This window comes from Bacillus sp. SDLI1, from assembly GCF_001553895.1.
Taxonomy (GTDB): Bacteria; Bacillota; Bacilli; order Bacillales; family Bacillaceae; genus Bacillus; species Bacillus siamensis.
The window spans coordinates 2,982,685-3,003,019 of the sequence record NZ_CP013950.1 but is presented as its reverse complement, the minus strand read 5'-3'; the positions used below and the strand labels follow the sequence as shown (position 1 = coordinate 3,003,019).

Sequence of the window (20,335 nt, the reverse complement as noted above, 5' to 3'; positions counted from 1 at the left end):
TGCGTTCAGCTTGCGCTTTCAGTTTGTTTCGTTAATGTGATGTTCAGCGTCTTGCTGCTGCCGCCTCTGAGAACTTGAACAGTCGTTTTATCGCCGATTTTCAGCTGGTTATACAGAATCTGTCTGATATCGGCGCTGCTGCCGACATCTTTGCCGTTCAATTTTACAATGACGTCATTTGATTTGATGCCCGCTTTCGCAGCCGGTGAGCCGGACTGCACTTCTTTTACGTAAACGCCCTTAGACAGCTGGTCGCCGAACAATCCGAGTGTGTTTTCCTGATAGGTTTCCGGCACTTGCGACATATCAATCATCTGCACGCCTAAAAACGGACGCTCGACTTTTCCTTTTGCAAGCAGCTGGTCGACAATCGGTTCCACATCGTTGCTCGGAATGGCAAAGCCGAGTGATTCCACGCCGTTTTCACTGACTTTCATGCTGTTGATTCCGATGACCTGGCCGCTGGAATTGATTAACGGCCCGCCGCTGTTACCGGGATTAATCGCAGCATCGGTCTGAATCACGTTCATTTCCACCGTGCCTTGGGATGTGTCGGCGTCTACCGTTCTGTTCAGCCCGCTGATCACACCTTGTGTGACGGTGCCGGAAAACTGCTGGCCGAGCGGGTTGCCGATGGCGATTACCTTATCGGCAATGCGCAGCTGTGAAGAATCGCCGAAGCTGGCCGCTTTTTTGACATTGGACGAGCTGATTTCCAGTACGGCCAGGTCACTGATGGCATCCTTTCCGACAAGCTTTGCCGTTTCGGTTTTCCCGTTATAAAGAGTGACCGACAGCTTGTTTGCTCCTTCTACGACATGGTTGTTTGTGATGATGTACGCTTTTTGGCCGTCTTTTTTGAAAATGACGCCTGACCCCGTGCCGCTCTCCGTTTCAGAGCTTGAACCGCCGTCAAGTCCGAATTGGCTGCTTTGCGAAGCTTGGTAGTTGGACACTCCGACAATCGCAGGCTCCAAATCTTCTACCATATCCGCCACACTTGAGGTATTTTTCAAAGGCGTTGACGTAAAATTCGCAGACTGAACTTGTTTCGCCGTATCAGAAACAGATTCTGCCTTATGCTGCTCACCCGGCAGATTCGGTACAATGCCAAGCACGAGGCCTCCGCCGATAATGCCGCCTAAAATCGGGCTCAGCCAAGCGGCTCTCCGTTTTTTTTCTTTTTTCACGGCAGCCGTTTTTTCAAATTCCGTACCGGCCGCCGTCTCTTTTTCCGTTTCTTTCGAGACGGGGCCTTCGAGCAGCTCAGGCTCCTGATGGCTGATCCGCTGCTGTTCATTGCCGTTTTGCTCCGTATGTGAAAGATCTGACTGATCGCGGCTGATGCCGTCATCTCGCTGATCGTTCATATTCACGCACACTCCTTCAGTATGTTTTCATTCTATTCATTACATATTCATCGCATGTACAAGTTCTATTGTCCCAATAATAAGGAGAAAAGCAAAGCTCCAAAACAAAATGTGTTTGAACATGTTATCTTCCCCGCTTTTTTTCTTCCTTTCTTCCCTTATACATATCATAAACAAACATTGTGGGATAAAAATGAAAAGAATATGTGAAATTATGAAAATGCGGCCTGAGTGTGTTAAAACTAGTATAATGACGTTGAAAGGATGTGAACTGCCTTGTCATACACCATTTATCTAGTTGAAGATGAGGATAACCTGAATGAACTGCTCACAAAATATTTAGAGAATGAAGGCTGGAACATTACATCTTTCACAAAAGGCGAAGAAGCCAGAAAGCAGATGCAGCCGTCTCCCCACCTGTGGATTCTTGACATCATGCTGCCGGATACGGACGGCTATACATTGATAAAAGAAATAAAAGAAAAAGATCCCGATGTGCCGGTCATTTTCATTTCCGCCCGGGATGCCGATATTGACAGAGTTCTCGGGTTAGAGCTTGGAAGCAATGATTATATCGCCAAGCCTTTTTTGCCGAGAGAGCTCATTATACGGGTTCAGAAACTGCTGGAGCTTGTATATAAAGAACAGCCCGCTCCCAAAAAAACCGGCCTCACCGTTTCCACCTACAATGTGATCGAAGATGCCAGAGAGGTTTATGACGAAACCGGCAGCCTGGTCAATTTGACGTCTAAGGAATTTGATCTGCTGCTTTTATTTCTTCACCATAAAGGACACCCCTTTTCCAGGGAAGATATCCTGCTGAAAATATGGGGCCATGACTATTTCGGCACTGACCGGGTGGTCGATGATCTTGTGCGGAGGCTGCGGAAAAAAATGCCCGGCTTAAAGGTTGAAACCATTTATGGATTCGGCTACAGGATGATGACGTCATGAAAAATAAGCCGCTTGCTTTTCAAATTTGGGTGGTCATCTCGGGTATCCTTTTAGCCATCTCGATTCTGCTGCTCGTGCTGTTCTCAAATACGCTTCGGGATTTTTTCACGGATGAAACGTACACGACCATTGAAAATGAACAGCATGTGCTGACGGAGTACCGGCTGCCCGGGTCGATCGAGCGGGGATATTACAGTGAGGACGCGACCGCTCCGACGACTTTCCGATCCGTTCAGCACGTTCTTTTGCCGGAGCGGGAGGAATCGGCAAGCGACAAAGATTTAAACTACTTTTCTTCTTCCTTTATCCATAAAGTGTACAAGCTCGCGGGCCGCCAGCACAGCGTCACGAAACGATACAGCGCGGACATTGGCGGGGAAAAAGTGTTTTTCGTCATTAAAAAAGGCCTCACCATTAACGGTCAGGATGCGATGATGCTGTCATATGCGCTTGATTCTTACCGTGATGATCTGTCATACACCCTGTTCAAGCAGCTGCTCTTTATCATTGCCGGCGTGATTTTGTTAAGCTGGATTCCGGCGATTTGGCTTGCCAAATATCTCTCGCGCCCGCTCGTCTCCTTAGAGAAGCATGTCAAACGGATTTCCGAACAGGACTGGGATGATCCGGTCATCGTCGACAGAAAAGATGAAATCGGAAAATTAGGCCACACCATTGAAGACATGCGGAGCAAGCTGGTGCAAAAGGATGAAACGGAAAGAACGCTCCTGCAAAATATCTCTCATGATTTAAAAACGCCTGTCATGGTGATAAGGGGCTATACTCAATCCATAAAGGACGGGATTTTTCCTAAGGGGGACCTGAAAAACACAATTGATGTCATTGAAGGCGAAGCAGAAAAGCTTGAGAAGAAAATTAAGGATTTATTATATTTAACGAAGCTTGATTATTTAATGAAGCAGCGGGTGCACCATGAGACATTTGACCTTGTGAAAGTCACGGAAGAAGTCATTGAGCGGCTCAAATGGGCCCGGAAGGAATTATCGTGGACCGTTGAAACAGAAGATGTATTGATGATGCCCGGTGATCCGGAACAATGGGGCAAGCTCCTCGAAAACATTCTTGAAAATCAAATCCGCTATGCGGAAACGGCGATTCACATTCAGATCAGCCAAAATCAGCAGCAGATTGTCATGACGGTTAAAAATGACGGGCCTCCGATTGAGGATGAGATGCTATCCAGCTTGTACGAGCCTTTTAATAAAGGGAAGAAAGGCGAGTTCGGCATAGGACTCAGCATCGTAAAACGGATTTTAACCCTGCATAAAGCATCAATTTCAATTGAAAATGACCAATCGGGTGTAATCTATCGGATTATCATACCAAAGTAGACTGTAGTGTTTCATTGCAGTCTTTTTTTATGTGAAGGAGTAGCCGTTAAAATCTCTGTAGTTTGTTTTCAGCGGTTTTCGGCATTGATGAACCCATTTCTTTTCACAAATAGTCTTTTTCGGATATTTCACCTTTTCGACTTTAATTCCTCTGTTTCGCAAGCGGCTGATCATTTCATCTAATTCTTTCATTTTCAGATTCACCCTTTCGCCAGAACTTTGACCATTCGGTCAGCTCACTATATAATATAAATAAAACAAAACAAAAAAACAAGTTACAATCAGGTTAAATTTACAGAATATCAATATGACCATATAGTCACACACGTGAAGCACAAGCCAGCCTCCTGGCTCCGAAAGGGTGGAACCATTGAAGGAAAAAGAAAAGCTGATTATTGAAGCAGCAATTAAACTATTTGCCCGAAAAGGGTACAAATCAACATCGGTTCAGGAAATCGCCGATGAATGCAAAATCTCAAAAGGCGCTTTTTATCTTCACTTTCCTTCCAAAGAAGCACTGCTTCTGTCCATGCTGAATTACTACTATGATAAAACGTTTACCCGAATCACGACGATCCAAACGGAGGGTGACAGCCCGAGAGCCGCTTATCAAAAACAGCTTGCGGTGTTTTATGAATCGATTCTCGCCCATAAAGATTTTATTACCGTGCAGATGAAAGACGGTTCACTTCCTTATACCGAAGAAGTGGCGCAGTGCGGAAAGAGAATCCGCCGGTCGATCCTGCAGTTTCATATCGACAGTCTTCTTGCTATTTACGGAGAAAAAGCCGAACCCTACACCGCCGAGCTTTGTTTTTTAATAGAAGGAATCAGTCAGATGTATCTTGAATATCTCATTCTGACCGGCCGGTCTGTACAGCCTGCGCTTCTCGCAAATACCGTGATTCACAGAATTGATGACATCGTAAACGGAATGGCGGACAGACATGATGAAGCGTTAATTTCTCTTGATGAGGCAAGCTCACTGTTTGGGCCCCTTCATAACGGGAAGCCCGATCCTTTAAGCCAATCAATCTTGCAGACCCTCCGTGCGCATATCAGCACGATGGACAAGCCGCAAGCATCTGAATACACCGAGAGCTTGGATATTCTTGAAGCGGAAATGAAGAAAAAGTCGCCGAAACCGGCAATCATCAAAGGAATGATTCTGAATTTGAAGGAATCCGACCTGCTGGCTGAAGATGCAGAACAGCTCAGATTTTTACTGAAACAACAGTTTATTTAGAAGAACGGCCGCAATGACTGCAGCCGTTCTTTCTGTTTATGCTTTCGGGTGCACCATATCTTCCGGACGCACCATTTCATTAAATTGTTCTTCTGTCAGAAGGTTCAGCTGTAATGCCGCTTCTTTCAGCGTCAGGCCTTCTTTATGGGCAAGCTTGGCGATTTTTGCGGCGTTTTCATAACCGATGTGCGGGTTAAGCGCCGTGACAAGCATTAATGAGTTAGAAAGGTTTTCCTGAATGGTTTCCTGGTTCGGCTCAATACCGACAGCGCATTTGTCATGGAAGGAATTCATTCCGTCACTGAGAAGCTGCACTGTCTGCAGGAAGTTATAAATGATAACCGGCTTGAAGACGTTCAGCTCGAAGTTTCCTTGGCTGGCCGCAAATCCGATTGTCGCGTCATTTCCCATCACTTGCGCGGCGATCATTGTCAGCGCCTCACTTTGCGTCGGGTTGACTTTGCCCGGCATGATAGAGCTTCCCGGCTCATTTTCAGGAATGACGATTTCGCCGATTCCGCAGCGCGGGCCGCTTGCCAGCCATCTGACATCGTTGGCAATCTTCATCAGGTCGGCAGCCAATGCTTTTAACGCGCCGTGAACGTGAGTGATTTCATCATGGCTTGTCAGCGCATGGAATTTGTTAGGCGAGCTTTTAAATGTCTGCCCCGTTACTTTTGTGATTTCTTCCGCGACGAATTCACCGAACTGCGGGTGGGCGTTGATTCCCGTACCGACTGCCGTGCCGCCGATCGCAAGCGCGCGGATTTTTTCCGTTGACTCAAGAATCATTTCTTTCGAACGGTCAAGCATGTATACCCAGCCGCTGATTTCCTGTCCGAGTGTCAGCGGAGTCGCGTCCTGCAAATGCGTGCGTCCGATTTTCACAATGTCTTGATACGCTTTCGCTTTTTCGTCAAGTGTCGCGCGCAGCTGATCAAGGGCCGGAACGAGCTGCTCATATACGGCAAGGGCCGCCGCAACGTGCATCGCCGTCGGGAATGTATCGTTTGAGCTTTGGCTGCGGTTGACATCATCATTCGGATGAATCTTCAGATCAGAATTTTTTTCTTTCAATAAAGCAGTCGCGCGGTTGGCCACCACTTCGTTCATATTCATGTTGCTTTGTGTGCCGCTTCCCGTCTGCCAGACAACGAGCGGAAAGTTATCGTCGTATTTGCCGTTTAATACGTCATCACATACAGCGGCAATCGCCTGTGCTTTTTCAGACTCTAAATTGCCGAGGCGTTCGTTAGCGATCGCCGTGCTTCTTTTTAAAATTGCAAACGCCTTCACAACACGCTGAGGCATTTTTTCTGAACCGATTTTGAAGTTCTCTTTGCTGCGCTGTGTCTGAGCGCCCCAAAATTTATCTGCCGGAACTTTAACTTCTCCCATGGTGTCTTTTTCAATTCTGTAGTCCATTTATGTATCCCTCCATAACAGTTGCTTCACCCTGAGTATTATTCGCCAGTAACCGATGAAACCCTTTTTATTTTTCGGCCTTGGCCGTTTTTAATTTCAGCTCAAGATAGACGCGCGAATCCTTAGAGTATTTGTACTTCGGATTTGTTTTTCGGTATTCCTTCGACGTGTAAGCTACTTCGTAATGCGCTTCAAATGATTTGATGAGCTGCTCTATTTCTTCGGCATTTCCTGCCAGTCTGACTTGTGCCACATCTCTCCTCCGCTTTCATAAAAAAACTTGTACCATTAATTACTTTATCATAGTATATCATTTTTTTAACAGGAAAAGATAACCTCAATTAAGGAATGGAAGGCGGGTGACAGTTGATGGCGCAATCGGAATTCAAGGAATACATACACATAAACCTGGCTATGGTGCTGCCCCACCTAGAGCCGAACGATGACCTGGTCCAAAATAAAAAGATGCTTCCGAACGGGCTTGTTTTTTATTATATGTATCTGAGTGAAATGAACGATGAAGACAAAATAAAAGAAGCGATTGAAACGCTGCTGCAGGGAGAAGACACCCTGACGCTGGAGGCAGTGACGAAACGTCTTGATCAGATTGACGCCCGTCCCGTCACTGCGGCGAAAGAAGCCGTCACTTCCATTCTGCGGGGGAAATGCGCCGTGTTTATTAACGGCCTTGACAACGTATACATTCTTTCCACGGGAAAAAGAGAAAAAAGAAGCGTGACAGAACCTACCTCCGAAAAGGTTGTAAGAGGGCCTAAGACCGCTTTCATCGAGGATTCTGATACAAACGTCGCCATGATCAGGCAGCGGACGAACCATCCGAAGCTGAAAACGAAAAAGGTTCCGCTCGGAGAAAGCAAGTTAAAATACGCCACTGTCATGTACATAGATGATGAGGCTGACCCGTCTGTCGTCAGCGATGTTTTAAAACGCCTCAGCGAAGTGAAGCTGGACGACATTCAGGATTCGGGGACGCTTGAAGAGCTTATTGAGGATAATAAGTATTCGCCGTTTCCGCAAATACAAAATACGGAACGGCCTGATAAAGTCTCCTCCGCCTTGTTTAACGGCCGCGTCGCCATCCTTGTCGACAACTCACCGTTTGCGCTGGTGGTTCCGGCTACTTTAGGCATTTTAATGCAGTCTCCCGACGATTATTATGAACGGTGGATTTCCGCCTCGCTCATTCGGGCGCTGCGGTTTACGTCTATTTTTATCACGCTGTTTTTTTCAGCCATTTATATCGCCCTCGTCTCGTTTCACCAAGGGCTTCTGCCGACGCCGCTTGCAGTCACTATCTCGGCGAACAGAGAAAACGTTCCCTTCCAGCCCATCATTGAAGCGATGGTGATGGAAATTACGATAGAACTGCTGAGAGAGGCGGGTTTGAGGCTCCCTAACCCGCTCGGCCAGACGATCGGACTGGTGGGCGGAGTCGTCATCGGCCAGGCGGCCGTTGAAGCAAATATTGTCAGTTCCATCATGGTCATCGTGGTCAGCATTGTCGCGCTCGCTTCATTTACGGTGCCGCAGTACGGAATGGGGCTTTCATTCCGTGTGCTTCGTTTCATTTCAATGTTTGCTGCGGCAGCATTCGGGCTGTACGGCATGATTTTATTTATGCTGGCGATATACACTCATTTATCGAGACAGCGAAGCTTCGGTTCTCCGTATTTCTCGCCAAATGGGTTTTTCAGCTTAAAAAACGCAAGACACTCCATTCTCCGTCTCCCTATTAAAAATCAACCAAAAGAGGCGAAAAACGTAAATGAGCCAGAAAACAACTCACAATAAACTTACAAACTATCAAGGGACGGCATTGATTGCCAACACGATGCTCGGTGCGGGGCTCCTCACCATGCCCCGGTCGCTGTCAGCAAGGGCAAATTCGCCGGACGGCTGGATCACATTATGTCTGGAAGGCGTCATCTTTATTTTATTGATTTATCTCAATACGCTCATTATGAAAAAACATCAGTATGGATCGTTTTTTGATTATATGAATGAAGGTCTCGGCAAATGGGCGGGAAATATCGTCAACCTGGCGATCTGTCTCTATTTTATAGGAGTCGCCAGCTTTGAAGCCCGGGCGATGGCGGAAATGGTCAAGTTCTTTTTATTGGAAAGAACGCCCGTGCCGGTCACGCTGTTTATCTTTATCGCCTGTTCCGTTTATTTGATTATCGGCGGCATGAATGATATCGGCAGGCTCTTTCCTTTTTATTTGACGTTTACGATTATTATTTTGCTGGTGCTGTTTTCCTTCAGTTTTAAAATATTTGATATAGACAACCTGCAGCCGGTGCTCGGTCAGGGATTTTCTCCCGTTATGGCTTCTTTGACCGTCATTTCTGTTTCCTTCTTGGGCATTGAAATTATGCTGTTTCTCCCCAAGCACCTTAAAAATAAACAGCATATGTTCCGCATGTCGGCCATGGGCTTTGGCATCCCGATTATTTTATACATCATTACCTACGTGCTCGTCGTCGGCGCCTTAACCACCCAGGATGTCAAAACAATGATCTGGCCTACGATCGCGCTCTTTCAATCATTTGAAATCAAAGGGCTTTTTATCGAACGGTTCGAGTCCTTTTTACTTGCTGTCTGGATTATCCAATTTTTCGCCACCTATGTATCGTACGGATATTTCGCGACATCAGGCCTTCATAAAATTTTCGGGCTGAAGCAGAAAAAAGGCATCATCTTCGTAGGGATTGCGACATTCTTAGGGTCATTGATGCCAAAGGACGCCAACAAGCTGATGATGTTCAGTGATATTCTCGGCTATATCTTCTTAGGTTTCTTTTTGCTGCCTTTACTGATGTTTGCAGTCGTCGCTGTGAAAAGGAAGGTGAAAAAAGCGCAATGAAGAAATACATCGTAATCTTTCTTTGCTCATTGCTTTTGACGGGATGCTGGGACAGCCGTAATATAGAAGACTTGAGCCTCGTTATCGGAGTCGGGCTCGATAAACCTGAGGAAGAAAACGTGGAAGTGACGCAGCAGATTCTGATCCCGCAAAAAGCAAGTTCCCAGCAGTCGACATCAAGCAATCCGACAAAGGTGACTTCCACTTCCGGGGAAACCGTTCACCAAGCCTTAAGGACGGCATCGTTAAAAAATCATCCCTCTTTCTCCCAGCACTTGCGCATCATGCTGTTTTCCGAAGCGCTGTTAAAGGGCAACATCCCGTTTGACGCATTAATGAACCAGTTTGTCAGAGACAGCGGAACGAGAAGAAGCTGCAATGTGATGACGGTGCCGGATAAAACGAAAGATATTTTCAATGTCACCGACCAGGGGGAGCCTGCGTCAAATACCATCTATGACTTAACGGAAAATAATTCCGTCACCATACGGATGATGGAACCTGTGACATTAGGGGATATATCCGAGAAAATCGCCCAGAACGAGACCTTTGTCCTGCCTCAAGTGCGCAAAGTGGGCAGCAGGCTGGAAATCTGGGGCGCAACCATTATAAAAAATAAATTCTGGTATGCAGATTTAACGCCTTTACAAGTCCAGAATATGAACCTGTTCACAGGCACGGTAAAGGGAGGCGTCACGTTTGCAAAGCATGACAATTATTATTTATCCTTCGAGGTATTTTCCAGCAAATATGATGTGAAAACACAATACAAAAACGGGAAATTCAAGTTTATCGTCACCCGGTTTGTTGAAGGCCGCCTGTCTGAGGATTGGAACCCGAAAGAAGATTCCTTCAAGGAGTCCTATATAAATGAAATCAAAAACGCGGTAAAACGAAGCATCCATTCTGATGTCATGACATTTATCGATTATCTGCAGCATGATTTAAAAGTGGATATTACCGGGTTAGGCGATCAGGTCCGTATTCATTACCCCGATAAATGGCAAAAGGTGGCCTCTGACTGGGACCGTCATTTCAGTGAATCAGATATTGAATACAAAGTCAAAGTCGCCGTCAGAGATTTCGGAACAAAAGGAATGTCCCAATGACCTGTCCTGCGGGGAGAGTGTGCATAGCGCCGCTCTCCATTTTTTATTTCACGAGATGATTGCGATGGGCATATACGGCGGCCTGCGTGCGGTCACTGACATCAAGCTTTGACAATATATTCGTGATGTGGGTTTTCACCGTTTTAATCGTTATGAACAGCTCGTCCCCAATCTCTTTATTCGTCTTGCCTTCCGCGACGAGACAGAGGATTTCCAGTTCTCTCTTTGTCAGCGTTTCATGCGGAAACTGATTCTCTGAATGGCGCAGCCTTGACAGCACTTTTCCCGCCACCTTCGATTCAAGCTTCGGTTCGCCCTTGGCAGCCGCTCTGATGGCTTCGGCTATTTCCGCCGCCTTGGACGTTTTCAGCAAATAGCTGAGCGCTCCCGCTTCGATTACCGGATACACTTTATCGTCATCAATAAAGCTCGTCAGCACGATGATTTTCGGGTCATCGAGTTTGGCGCAGATCTGTTTTGTCGCTTCGATGCCGTCCATGCCGTCCATGACAAGATCCATTAAAATCACATCCGGCAAAAGCGCGGCGGCCAGATCGACACCCTGCTGTCCGTCTGATGCTTCACCGGCGACTTCAATGTCCGGCTGTGCTTCTAAAAACGCGGCCAGACCCATCCTGACCATTTCATGATCATCAATCAGTAACACTCGAATCACTGTCGTTCTCTCCTTTTGTTTTCTGGTAAATCGGGACTTTCACGTCGATCTGCGTGCCTTTTCCCTTCACGGAGATAATTTCCGCTATGCCGCCGATTTCGCTCGCTCTTTCCTTGATGGAATGCAGACCGTAAGAGGACGCTTTGACTTGATCCATTGTAAAACCCGCCCCGTTATCAATGACTTTAAGCTGAAGTTTTTGATGTTTCGCGCCGAGTCTGACAGTGACCTTGGTCGCCTTTGAATGCCTGAAAACGTTGGAAAGCGCCTCTTGTACGATTCGGAACAGATGGTCTTCAACGCCTTTTGACACACCCGTGTCGCTGATATTCCACTCAATATCAAGCGGCTGCTTCGCTTTGAACTCTTTTAACAGCTCAATCAGCCCTTCTTTCAAGCCTTTTCCTTCTAACGTGACAGGCCTCAGATGCAATAGCAGCGCCCTCATTTCGTTTTGCGCTTCACCCGCCATATGTTCAACCATGCGAATCCGTTTGACGATTTTGTCATCCGCATCTTTCACCTGCTCTAAGACGGCGGATGTCATCATAGAAATGGCAAAGAGCTGCTGGCTGACGGCATCGTGCAGATCGCGCGCCAGCCGCTGGCGTTCTTCAGTGATGACCGATTTTTTCATTTGATCCTGCCATTCCGCCCGCTCGTTGGAAAGCTTTTGCAGCGATGTGACCTGCAGCTCGACCCGCTTGGCCATTTCGTTGAGCTGGTCTGCCGCCAGACCGATTTCATCATCACCGAGCGGCGGAACCCGATAAGCGAAATTGCCGTTTTCAAATTTCAAAACCGCTTCAATCAGTGTATCCATTCTTGTTTTCAGACGGCCGCCGTATACATAACCGGAAATCAGTCCGGCCGAAAGGGACGCCAAAAGCAGGATGACCACAAACGGAATACCGAACCAGCCGGAAGAAAACAAAAGCATCGGATCAAGCCCGTCATATAACAGCATCAGCGCAATAAACACCGCGCAAAGGAGCAGACTGAGCCCCGCGGTCATCCGCATGGCGCGCCACTGAATATTGGCGAGTAATTTTTTCTTCATAAATACTTCACATCCACATCGCCGATGAATAGAGAAATTGATATTTTAATCCGCCGCGGCGAGTCGCTGTACTCAGAAGACACTTTATACAGATTCGTGCTCATGCCGCTTTTCTTAGAACCGAGCAGGTTCATATCGCCGATAAAAGCTGATGAACTGACGGACACTTCGATATCGGACGGGACGTACACATCAACATTGCCGATGACGCCGCTGATTGTCATCGTGCTTTCTCCTTCAGGTATCATCGCCTTTGAGAGATCAATTTTCACATCACCGATAAATCCGGAAACATTTAAATCATTCAGCTCAAACGGGTCCTTCATCATGCGCAGCTCGCCGATAAAAAAGCTCCGGAGATCCGGCTGTCTGCTTTCCGGCTGTACGGCAGGCTTTGGCTGCTCTTCTTTTTCAAGGCTGATTTTCTTTTCTTTATGCTCAAATACGCGCTTTCCTTTCAGGAGCCTGTAGCCCGCGTAAATGAGAAAGGCGGCGAAGGCATAGCCGAACAGGCTGAAGGTGGCGCTGAACAGGTTTCTCAAAAATAAAAAAGCGGCAAAGATATACAGGACGGAGCCGAGCCAGCCGCGGGAGTATTTATTAAAAATATAGCCTGTGATCAGAAAAAAGAGCGGCCAAAACAGGAAGTCGCCGATGCCGATAATACGTAAAAACATGCTGACGCCTAATAAGGCGATGATAAGTCCGAGAATCTGTTTTTTTGCCATGTCAGCTGCTTGCCCCTCCTTTCCTTGTCTATTGCAGTGCAATATTGCCGCTCGTCACTTTTATATCTATCGGCCTGGCGCCGCTGCCTTTCATGCCGGTGAAGGTCCCGCCTTCCTTACTCGTTTTCTCAAAGGAATAGGACGGCTGAATCCTTCCGCTTGCCGTTTCGGCGTTTACTGTAAAATTCCCGTCTTTCGGCAGGCTGATGGCTGCGCTGCCGCTCGCAAGCCTGACGGATACGGGAGCGTTCGCTGTCTCAAGCGAGGCGTCGACACTGCCGGAAGCGACCCTCACGTCAAGGGCTCCCGTCACATGATGAAGCCCGGTATGTCCTGAGGATGAGCGGACTTCCGCCGTTTTAGCCGCAAGATCGGCTGCTTCGAGATCGCCCGACAGCCCTTTCGCTTTAAACACATCCGTCTTCACATGCTTCAGCGATATGTTCCCGCTTACAGAACGGACGCCGAAATGCGCAAGAGACAGCCCCTTGTTTCCGTCAACGGAAATGCTTCCGCCTGATGTTTGGACGGTGATGTCCTGATGATACTCATACGGGATGCGGACAATCAGCAGAGGACGCTGAAAGAGATTCAAAAATTGGAATCCTTTCTCCTTCGCTTTGAGATTGAGGGTTTTCCCCCTGCTTTGGACAAACATTTTCCCCGCCGGTCCGGTCATGTTTGCCGCGATGTCATTCCGCTCTTCCGCAATGATTTTCACATCCGTCTGTTCCGACGAAACGGACAGGCTTTTGACGGCATGAGGCGGCACGCTTGCCGATACCGATTCTGTTTCGTACAGCAGAAACAAACGCCCGGCAAACACTTCTTTCACCAAAAACAGACAGCAGATCAGAACGGGCGCCGCCATCAGCCCTTTGGCAATCTTACGCTTCATTACGTTCCATCCTTTTTCATTCATTTTATTATAAAGGAAAAGCCGGATAATTGATACGTGCGTATAGGGAAGAGGCGTAAAAGCGCCGACCTTCCCTTGTGCACATTATTCATGAGCCGCTTTTTGATGCTCTGCTTTTTCCAGAGAAAGCGAGCGCATTTTTTCAAGCTCAGCTTCGACCTCGTCCGAATATTGCGAGCGGCTGTGTTCTGTATTCGCCTCAGCCGAAGTGCCGTATTTGACGCGGACTTCCATTTCTTCAATGCGGTTTTCCATTCGGAGAAACTCTCTGTAGGCGCTTTCGCTGTCAATCTTGTCAAAAGAAGCGTTCATATGTTCCTTCGCTTTTGCCGCGTTGGCGCGGGCGATGAGCGCCTGTTTTTTATCCTTTACGTCGCGAAGACGCGTTTCCAGAGTTTCCAGCTGTTCTTTCAGCTCGGCCAGCTGTGTTTTCGCCTGCTCGTACGCTTTTTCATGTTCGGCCGCTTTTCCCTCAAGGTATTTCATTTCAGTCAGAGCCTTTTTCGCAAGCTCCTCTTCCCCGGCGTCAAAGGCAAGCTGAGCCTGATTTTTCCGCTTTGCCGCCGTTTCGGAAGCGTCCTCCTGTTTTTTCTTAAACTGATGGACGATCGTGTGCTGTTTGACAATCGTTTGTTTCGCCTTGGCGATGTCACTTTCCATATCACGCACATATTGATTCAGCATAACTTTCGGATTTTCTAGTTTATCAAGCCCTTCGTTAACAGATGCGACGAACATATCTCTTATTCTTTTTAAGACCATTTTGTCTTCCTCCTTATTTTTTCTTCAAAAATTCTTCCCATTCAGAGTCAAAGCCTGATTGATAGCCCGGTGATGACGCTTCCGGTTCATACTGGCGGGAAGCGGTGTCTGAGCCGCCCTGCTTCATCATCTTCCAGCCGAAATACACCATAGCGCCAGCCAGCCCGATAGCAACGATAAATGGCAGAGAGCCGACAAGAATCATAGCTCCGATGACGCCCGCGATGATACCGGATACCGCCCGGCCTTTTGAAAAACGTTTGATTCCCCAGTAAAGCATCAGGCCTCCGATCGCCAGCGGGATGATAAACGCGAAGTGGCCTCCTCCGAAAAAGACAGAAAGTCCGAACACAATCAGCAGAAAGCCGCCTGCCGTTTTTATATTTATATTCATGCAGATCCTCCTTTCGATTTCCTTGTCTTTACTATAAACAAATCCCGCGGCCGGCAAAACGAGTCAGAGATTGATTTTCATATCAGACCGGAGTCGTATAAGCCCCCCGACCCTAACATCAAAAAAACGCCGCTGCACCGGACGGCGCAGGGCGTTTTACAAGAATGCTATATTCTGATGCTCGCTTCTTTTTCCTTGATGAGATCAGTGCGTTCCGCTTTGGCAAGCTTCGTAAAGAACAATATCCCGAGACCTGACAGGACTTCAACGAGACCGCCGGCGGCAATGACTTTTCCGGGCCCGAAGGCGTTAGCCGCATATCCGCAAAGAACCGCACCGAGCGGAATGGATATGTTGGAGATCATATGGATGACGGCATAGACCTGCGGCTGATCATCATGATCCACAGACGTTTGAATGATGGTATACTCCGGCACATTTATGGCGCTGACGGCGGAACCGAACGCAAACGCCGCAAGGAAGACGAGCGGCAGAAACGTGTTGATGCCGGTGATGAAAAATGCCGCCCCTTCTATGATTCCCGCTGACACAAACAGGAGACCGTATTTGTTCACCTTCACCTTAGCCAAAATAAAACCCATTAAAAAGGCTCCGCCCGTGCCTGTCGCTTTCAGAAGCGAGTAAATGATCGGCGGCATATGTAAATCTTCAGCGACGTAAACGGCGGAAAGCGCCTCCCACGGAGCGGCCGCAAAGTTCATGAAAATACAATAGATGGCGAGCGGGTATAAAATCTGGTGTTTTCGGACGAGCACAAAACCCCGTTTAAGCCTTCCGAAATACGTCCCGCGCTGTCTGACGGCGGCGGTATCCGGTTTGTCACGCTGAACTTGGTATGACATAAAGAGTACGAGAAAACCTGATAGAAGATAGAATATAAGTGCGATAAACAAAGAATAGGCGGGACTGATAAATGTTAAAAACACTCCGCTCAGCGTAACGGCGGCAAGCCTGACGATCTGGCCTGATGACTGGATGACCGCATTCGCTTTCTGCAGGCTGTTTTCTCCGACAATATTGGGGATTAAAGAGATAGATGCAGGATTATAAGCGGCTCCGGTGGCTGAATGCACAATCATAAGAAGCATCACAAACCATAAAGGAGAAAAACCGTTAAAATAACAGACCGGAATGATTAACACGACCGCCGCGCGCGTGAGGTCTGAAAAATACATCCAGAATTTCAGCGTATGCTGCTTCATAAAAGGCCCGGTAATCGGCGCCAGCATCGCCTCCGGAAGGAACGTAACCGCAATTAACAGCGCCGTGCCGATCGCCCCTTCACCGTCAAAAATCAAAAACCAGAGAATGGAATTAAAGGCAAAACCGTCTCCCGACAATTTAACAAGCCTTGAGATAAACAGAAAGGTGAAATTTTTATTCCAGATGCTCTCGCTCTTATGATTTGTATCCATCTATCAAATCCCCCATTTTTTTACAATGTTTCTTATAATATCTCATTTTTTAATTTTTCAGTCAATAATGCATAAGATACATTTTCCTTCTGGCAATAAGGGTTCAATTGATGGATATCGCCGTTAAAAACAGCCGGCTTCCTCTCGCCGGCTGAATCAAAACGTTATTCATCTTCACGGAATACTGCGGCGCTTCTTTCATACTCTATATCTTTAACGCCATGTCTTGCGTTGACTGCTCTTGCCGCCGCGAAAAAATAATCAGACAGGCGGTTCAAGTAACGCATCACCGTGTCATTTATCTCTTCTGTTTTGCCAAGTTTCACGATGAGACGCTCCGCCCGTCTTGTGACAGTCCGCGCGATGTGAAGCTGAGCAGCCGCCTTATGCCCGCCCGGAAGAATAAATTTTTCAAGCGGAGGCGCTTCAGCGGTATAACGATCTATGCAGTCTTCCAGCACGGTAATAGATTTCTCTCTTAATGTATAGCTCTTATTCTCAGTGACAGTCGCCAAGTCGCCGCCGCAGTCAAACAGCTCGTGCTGAATGTTTCGGAGTTGGGCTTTCAGATCACCGCAATTCTCACAATCAGCAAGCTCCGCAAGCGCAAGCCCGATAAAGCTGTTCAGCTCATCGATCGTCCCGTAGCTTTCAACCCGCAGACTGTCTTTATCCGTTCTGCCGCCGATCAGGCTTGTCTGTCCTTTATCGCCGGTTTTCGTATACAGCTTCATCGTTCTGTTCCTCCTTCTTCCGCCGCTTTTACACATGCCGCGGTTCCTCTTCTCACAGCTTTTTCCGCATGGCGGACGTCCATTACCTTTCCTGTCTGCAAGGCACAAATGACAATGTCGCCGTTTGCCTGTCTGCCGGAAAGAGCCTGCATTCTCGCTTCCGCCGCTGCCGTTAACAGACGTACAAAGCCTTGTTCAGATAAGCGGCCGCTGATGAGTGCCCAAACGGTGTGCCTGGCGGTCACGGCAATCGTTATCGAATCAAACGTCCGGCAGACAAAACCAGCCGCCGCTGAGCCGGTAAGCCGGCGGCTCCACGAAAAGCCTGAGCCGTCAGATGCGGTTGACAACATTCTGAACGGACGGTCTGTCTGAAGCTTTACGGTATTTCCGCTTTTGTTTATCAAAGAGGCGAACGAAGCGCTGACAGACTCTCTTTCCTCCCGCACTTCCGGCATGAAGGCGATCAGCGGTTTCGGTGACGCTTTTTGGCCGACAGCACTGACGGTGATGCCGTAAATGTCTTCAATCGTTTCTTTTTTCAAAGCCTGATCCGGCGTCTGCTTCGAAAAAGCACGTCCGTCTTTCATCATGAGGAGCTGATCACAGTATTGTCCTGCAGCGTTGAGGTCGTGAAAAATACTGATGACCGTCAGGCCGCTTTCTCTCGTCAGCCGCTTCACCGTATCAAGCAGGTCTTTTTGATATTTGAGATCAAGAAATGTCGTCGGCTCATCCAGACACAGCACCTCAGGCTGCTGAGCCAGCGCCTGCGCCAGAAAGACGCGCTGCCGCTCCCCGCCGCTCAGATTGCGGACGGATTGCTGCGCATATCGGTCGATGCCGGTCATTTCCATCGCTTCCCGGACAATGTCTTCGTCATGTTGATCCATCTGTCTGAAGAGTCCTTTTTGATACGGGTATCTGCCGAAAGACACCGTTTCCTTCACGGTAAATGAAAAGGCTTGCTCCGTATGCTGCGGCAAAACAGCCATGATTTTCGCAAGCTCCCGCGGCTTGTATCTGCTCACTGGCCTGCCTGCGACAAGCACCTCGCCTTTTGACGGAGAAAGCATCCCCGTCAGCAATTTCATCAGCGTTGTTTTTCCTGAGCCGTTCGGACCGAGTATGCCGACAAATTCACCCTTTCCGGCGGTAAAGCTGACATCCTCTACAATCATCCGGCCTCCGTACCCGCCGGACAGGCCGCTCACCCTGATCATAAGCGTTTCCCTCCATGATGCTGGCGAAGCAGAATCAAGGCAAATACAGGCGCTCCCGCCAAAGCCGTCATAATGCCGATCGGCAATTCGACAGGTTCAATGACGGTGCGGGAAAACAAATCAGCCAAAATGAGAAAACCGGCGCCCGTCAATGCTGACAGCGGGAGTAAATGGCGATGATCCGTTCCCCATAAAAGCCGTGTCACATGGGGAATGACAAGGCCGACAAATCCGATTGTCCCCGATACGGCAACCGCTCCCCCCGTCAGCAGAGATCCGGCAGCGATCATCAGCCATTTTCTTTTTTCCGTACTGACGCCTAACAGCCTTGCCTTTTCTTCTCCATAAGTCATAATGTTTAATTCTCTGCCATTGATAAGCAGAAGCGCCGTCCCGGCCAGAAAAAAAGGCAGAAACAGCGCGACATAGCCCCAGCCTCTCATTGACACGCTTCCTAACAGCCAGCGGACAATCGGGAGCAGGTCATTTCCCGTTAAGGCGATCACAAGCGAAATGAGAGCTCCGAGAAAAGAATTCATAATGATGCCTGTCAAAATGAGCGTCGAAACAGACATCGACGCATGAACGAGACGGCTGAAAAACAGAACCGCCGCCATGACCGCAATGGCTGCGGCGATGCTGACAACCGGAAGTGTGAACCGGCCGATGACGGGAATCTGTAGGCCGAAAAACAAGGTGATCACGGCTCCAGCCGAAGCTCCCGAAGACACCCCGAGTGTATAAGGGTCGGCGAGCGGATTTTTCAGAAGTCCCTGAAACGCCGCTCCCGCAATGGATAATGCAGCTCCGACAAGGGCGGCCAGAACGACTCTCGGCAGGCGGATATTCATCATAATATTGACATTCATAGGGTCAGCCGAGGATGTCCGGCCGACCCCGATCCAAAAAACGTCGGATAAAGGAATATGCAGACTGCCGATTGAAATGCCAAGCGCCGCACAAACGGCTAAAAACAGCAGGCTGACCGCGTAAGCCAGCGGCCGGTTACTTTTTAAACGTTTCAGGATAAACGCTTTCCGCAAGCTTCTCGACCCCTTTTACAAGGCGCGGGCCTGAGCGTGTGACAAGGTCAGGATCAACAGAATAGACGTTGTGGTGTTTGACCGCATTGACGGCACCCCAGCCGGCGCGTTTTTCCACTTCAGCGGCCTTTACGCCGTCTGTCGTAATGATGACGTCCGGATTCATTTTGACAATCGCTTCATCCGTCAGCTGCACCCAGCCGGTCTGGCTGCCGGCGGCGTTTTTCGCATGTATATCTTCAAGCATTTCGTTCATAAACGTGCCCTTTCCCGTTGTATAGCCGTCAGGAGAAACCTCGACGAATACTTTCTTTTCATCTTTTTCAGAAATCGCCGCCGCTTTCTTTTCTATGCCGGAAAGGTCGGATTTCATCTTTTTAATCAGCTTGTCCGCCTGCTTTTCTTTGCCGGCTGCTTTTCCGATCATACTGATTGATTTGTACACATCTTGGAACGATTGCGCATCATTGACCGTTAAGACGGTGATGCCCGCATCTTTTAACTGCTTCATCGCATCGGCGGAAGCGGACATTGAGGACGCGTGGGCCAGCACGAGATCCGGCTTCAGCGCGATGACTTTCTCAGCGTTTACATTCATATCTCCGACTTTCGGTTTTTTTACAGCTTCTTTCGGATATGTATCATTTGTCGTGACGCCTGCGATCTTATCTCCCAGTCCGAGCGCGTATGTAATTTCCGTATTGCTCGGCATGAGGGAGACAATTTTTTCCGGCGCCTGCTTCATGGTTACTTTGTCATTTGCGGCATCCTTGATGGTTACCGGGAATGCCTCGGTTGAAACGGCTTTTTGTTTTGCCGGGTTTCCTTCTTCTTGCGCGCCGGAACAGCCGGCGGTCACAACGGCGGTGACAAAGAGCGCCGCCCAGACGGCAGTGATCTTCTTCATTCTTTTAACTCCCCCTGATTATGGTAAACGATTGTCTTCTTGACATTCGTATCCTTTTTTCGCAGTAATTATACTATAAGTCTTGAAGGCTTGTATATCCGGCCTTTTTT

The 20,335-nt window shown here is 48.2% G+C and carries 21 protein-coding genes; 6 read left to right on the top strand and 15 right to left on the bottom strand.

Features of this window, described 5'->3' with window-relative positions; genetic code table 11:
* Positions 1-5: 5 nt before the first annotated feature.
* Entirely contained in the window at positions 6-1,370 is a 1,365-nt protein-coding gene (locus tag AUL54_RS14540; protein WP_060964315.1) for a S1C family serine protease, read from the bottom strand.
* 276 nt (positions 1,371-1,646) lie between these two features.
* Between AUL54_RS14540 and AUL54_RS14535 the strand changes: the two genes are divergently transcribed.
* Both AUL54_RS14535 and AUL54_RS14530 read left to right on the top strand, forming a co-directional pair.
* Positions 1,647-2,324: a two-component system response regulator CssR gene (locus AUL54_RS14535; protein ID WP_016937981.1), complete on the top strand. Its 678-nt coding sequence runs from the start codon at positions 1,647-1,649 to the stop codon at positions 2,322-2,324.
* Positions 2,321-3,676, top strand: coding sequence for a two-component system sensor histidine kinase CssS (locus tag AUL54_RS14530; RefSeq protein WP_060964314.1), 1,356 nt, complete (start codon positions 2,321-2,323; stop codon positions 3,674-3,676). Before AUL54_RS14535 ends, AUL54_RS14530 begins: the two co-directional genes overlap by 4 nt.
* A gap of 27 nt (positions 3,677-3,703) precedes the next feature.
* On the opposite strand, the gene spxO is transcribed toward AUL54_RS14530, so the two are convergent.
* A complete protein-coding gene (spxO, locus tag AUL54_RS21240) occupies positions 3,704-3,868 on the bottom strand; it encodes an anti-adapter protein SpxO (protein ID WP_101605372.1) in 165 nt (54 codons plus the stop codon).
* Positions 3,869-4,046: 178 nt separating this feature from the next.
* Here spxO and AUL54_RS14525 point away from each other — a divergent pair, with 178 nt between their 5' ends.
* Entirely contained in the window at positions 4,047-4,922 is an 876-nt protein-coding gene (locus AUL54_RS14525) for a TetR/AcrR family transcriptional regulator (protein WP_060964313.1), read from the top strand.
* Positions 4,923-4,958: 36 nt separating this feature from the next.
* On the opposite strand, the gene fumC is transcribed toward AUL54_RS14525, so the two are convergent.
* Entirely contained in the window at positions 4,959-6,347 is a 1,389-nt protein-coding gene (fumC, locus tag AUL54_RS14520; protein ID WP_060964312.1) for a class II fumarate hydratase, read from the bottom strand.
* Between the two features lie 67 nt (positions 6,348-6,414).
* On the bottom strand, positions 6,415-6,600 hold the full coding sequence (locus AUL54_RS14515) for a YvzF family protein (protein ID WP_003151806.1): 186 nt from the start codon (positions 6,598-6,600) through the stop codon (positions 6,415-6,417).
* 116 nt (positions 6,601-6,716) lie between these two features.
* Here AUL54_RS14515 and AUL54_RS14510 point away from each other — a divergent pair, with 116 nt between their 5' ends.
* The 3 genes from AUL54_RS14510 to AUL54_RS14500 are packed head-to-tail and all read left to right on the top strand — an operon-like array spanning position 6,717 to position 10,343.
* Positions 6,717-8,159: a spore germination receptor protein GerAA gene (locus tag AUL54_RS14510; RefSeq protein ID WP_060964311.1), complete on the top strand. Its 1,443-nt coding sequence runs from the start codon at positions 6,717-6,719 to the stop codon at positions 8,157-8,159.
* Positions 8,134-9,234, top strand: coding sequence for a spore germination protein (locus AUL54_RS14505; RefSeq protein WP_060964310.1), 1,101 nt, complete (start codon positions 8,134-8,136; stop codon positions 9,232-9,234). The genes AUL54_RS14510 and AUL54_RS14505 overlap by 26 nt, the downstream gene beginning before the upstream one ends.
* On the top strand, positions 9,231-10,343 hold the full coding sequence (locus AUL54_RS14500; RefSeq protein ID WP_060964309.1) for a Ger(x)C family spore germination protein: 1,113 nt from the start codon (positions 9,231-9,233) through the stop codon (positions 10,341-10,343). Before AUL54_RS14505 ends, AUL54_RS14500 begins: the two co-directional genes overlap by 4 nt.
* A gap of 43 nt (positions 10,344-10,386) precedes the next feature.
* On the opposite strand, the gene AUL54_RS14495 is transcribed toward AUL54_RS14500, so the two are convergent.
* The 11 genes from AUL54_RS14495 to AUL54_RS14445 all read right to left on the bottom strand — a co-directional run bounded on the left by AUL54_RS14495 (position 10,387) and on the right by AUL54_RS14445 (position 20,225).
* Positions 10,387-11,019, bottom strand: a complete 633-nt coding sequence (locus AUL54_RS14495; protein ID WP_060964308.1) for a two-component system response regulator LiaR — start codon at positions 11,017-11,019, stop codon at positions 10,387-10,389.
* Positions 10,997-12,079, bottom strand: coding sequence for a two-component system sensor histidine kinase LiaS (gene liaS, locus AUL54_RS14490; RefSeq protein ID WP_060964307.1), 1,083 nt, complete (start codon positions 12,077-12,079; stop codon positions 10,997-10,999). Before liaS ends, AUL54_RS14495 begins: the two co-directional genes overlap by 23 nt.
* Positions 12,076-12,807, bottom strand: a complete 732-nt coding sequence (gene liaF / locus AUL54_RS14485) for a cell wall-active antibiotics response protein LiaF (RefSeq protein ID WP_060964306.1) — start codon at positions 12,805-12,807, stop codon at positions 12,076-12,078. The genes liaS and liaF overlap by 4 nt, the downstream gene beginning before the upstream one ends.
* A 28-nt stretch (positions 12,808-12,835) precedes the next feature.
* Positions 12,836-13,705: a LiaG family protein gene (gene liaG, locus AUL54_RS14480; RefSeq protein ID WP_060964305.1), complete on the bottom strand. Its 870-nt coding sequence runs from the start codon at positions 13,703-13,705 to the stop codon at positions 12,836-12,838.
* 105 nt (positions 13,706-13,810) lie between these two features.
* On the bottom strand, positions 13,811-14,488 hold the full coding sequence (gene liaH / locus AUL54_RS14475; protein ID WP_047477575.1) for a stress responsive protein LiaH: 678 nt from the start codon (positions 14,486-14,488) through the stop codon (positions 13,811-13,813).
* Between the two features lie 13 nt (positions 14,489-14,501).
* Positions 14,502-14,882, bottom strand: coding sequence for a hypothetical protein (locus AUL54_RS14470; RefSeq protein ID WP_060964304.1), 381 nt, complete (start codon positions 14,880-14,882; stop codon positions 14,502-14,504).
* 167 nt (positions 14,883-15,049) lie between these two features.
* Positions 15,050-16,318, bottom strand: coding sequence for an MFS transporter (locus AUL54_RS14465; protein ID WP_060964303.1), 1,269 nt, complete (start codon positions 16,316-16,318; stop codon positions 15,050-15,052).
* Between the two features lie 164 nt (positions 16,319-16,482).
* Positions 16,483-17,052: a cob(I)yrinic acid a,c-diamide adenosyltransferase gene (locus AUL54_RS14460; protein WP_060964302.1), complete on the bottom strand. Its 570-nt coding sequence runs from the start codon at positions 17,050-17,052 to the stop codon at positions 16,483-16,485.
* On the bottom strand, positions 17,049-18,275 hold the full coding sequence (locus AUL54_RS14455) for an ABC transporter ATP-binding protein (RefSeq protein ID WP_060964301.1): 1,227 nt from the start codon (positions 18,273-18,275) through the stop codon (positions 17,049-17,051). Before AUL54_RS14455 ends, AUL54_RS14460 begins: the two co-directional genes overlap by 4 nt.
* Complete coding sequence (locus tag AUL54_RS14450; RefSeq protein ID WP_060964300.1) at positions 18,272-19,318, bottom strand: FecCD family ABC transporter permease; 1,047 nt, start codon at positions 19,316-19,318, stop codon at positions 18,272-18,274. Before AUL54_RS14450 ends, AUL54_RS14455 begins: the two co-directional genes overlap by 4 nt.
* Positions 19,281-20,225 carry an ABC transporter substrate-binding protein gene (locus AUL54_RS14445; protein WP_060964299.1) on the bottom strand — a complete coding sequence of 315 codons (945 nt, stop codon included), beginning with the start codon at positions 20,223-20,225 and terminating at the stop codon, positions 19,281-19,283. The genes AUL54_RS14450 and AUL54_RS14445 overlap by 38 nt, the downstream gene beginning before the upstream one ends.
* Positions 20,226-20,335 lie beyond the last annotated feature (110 nt).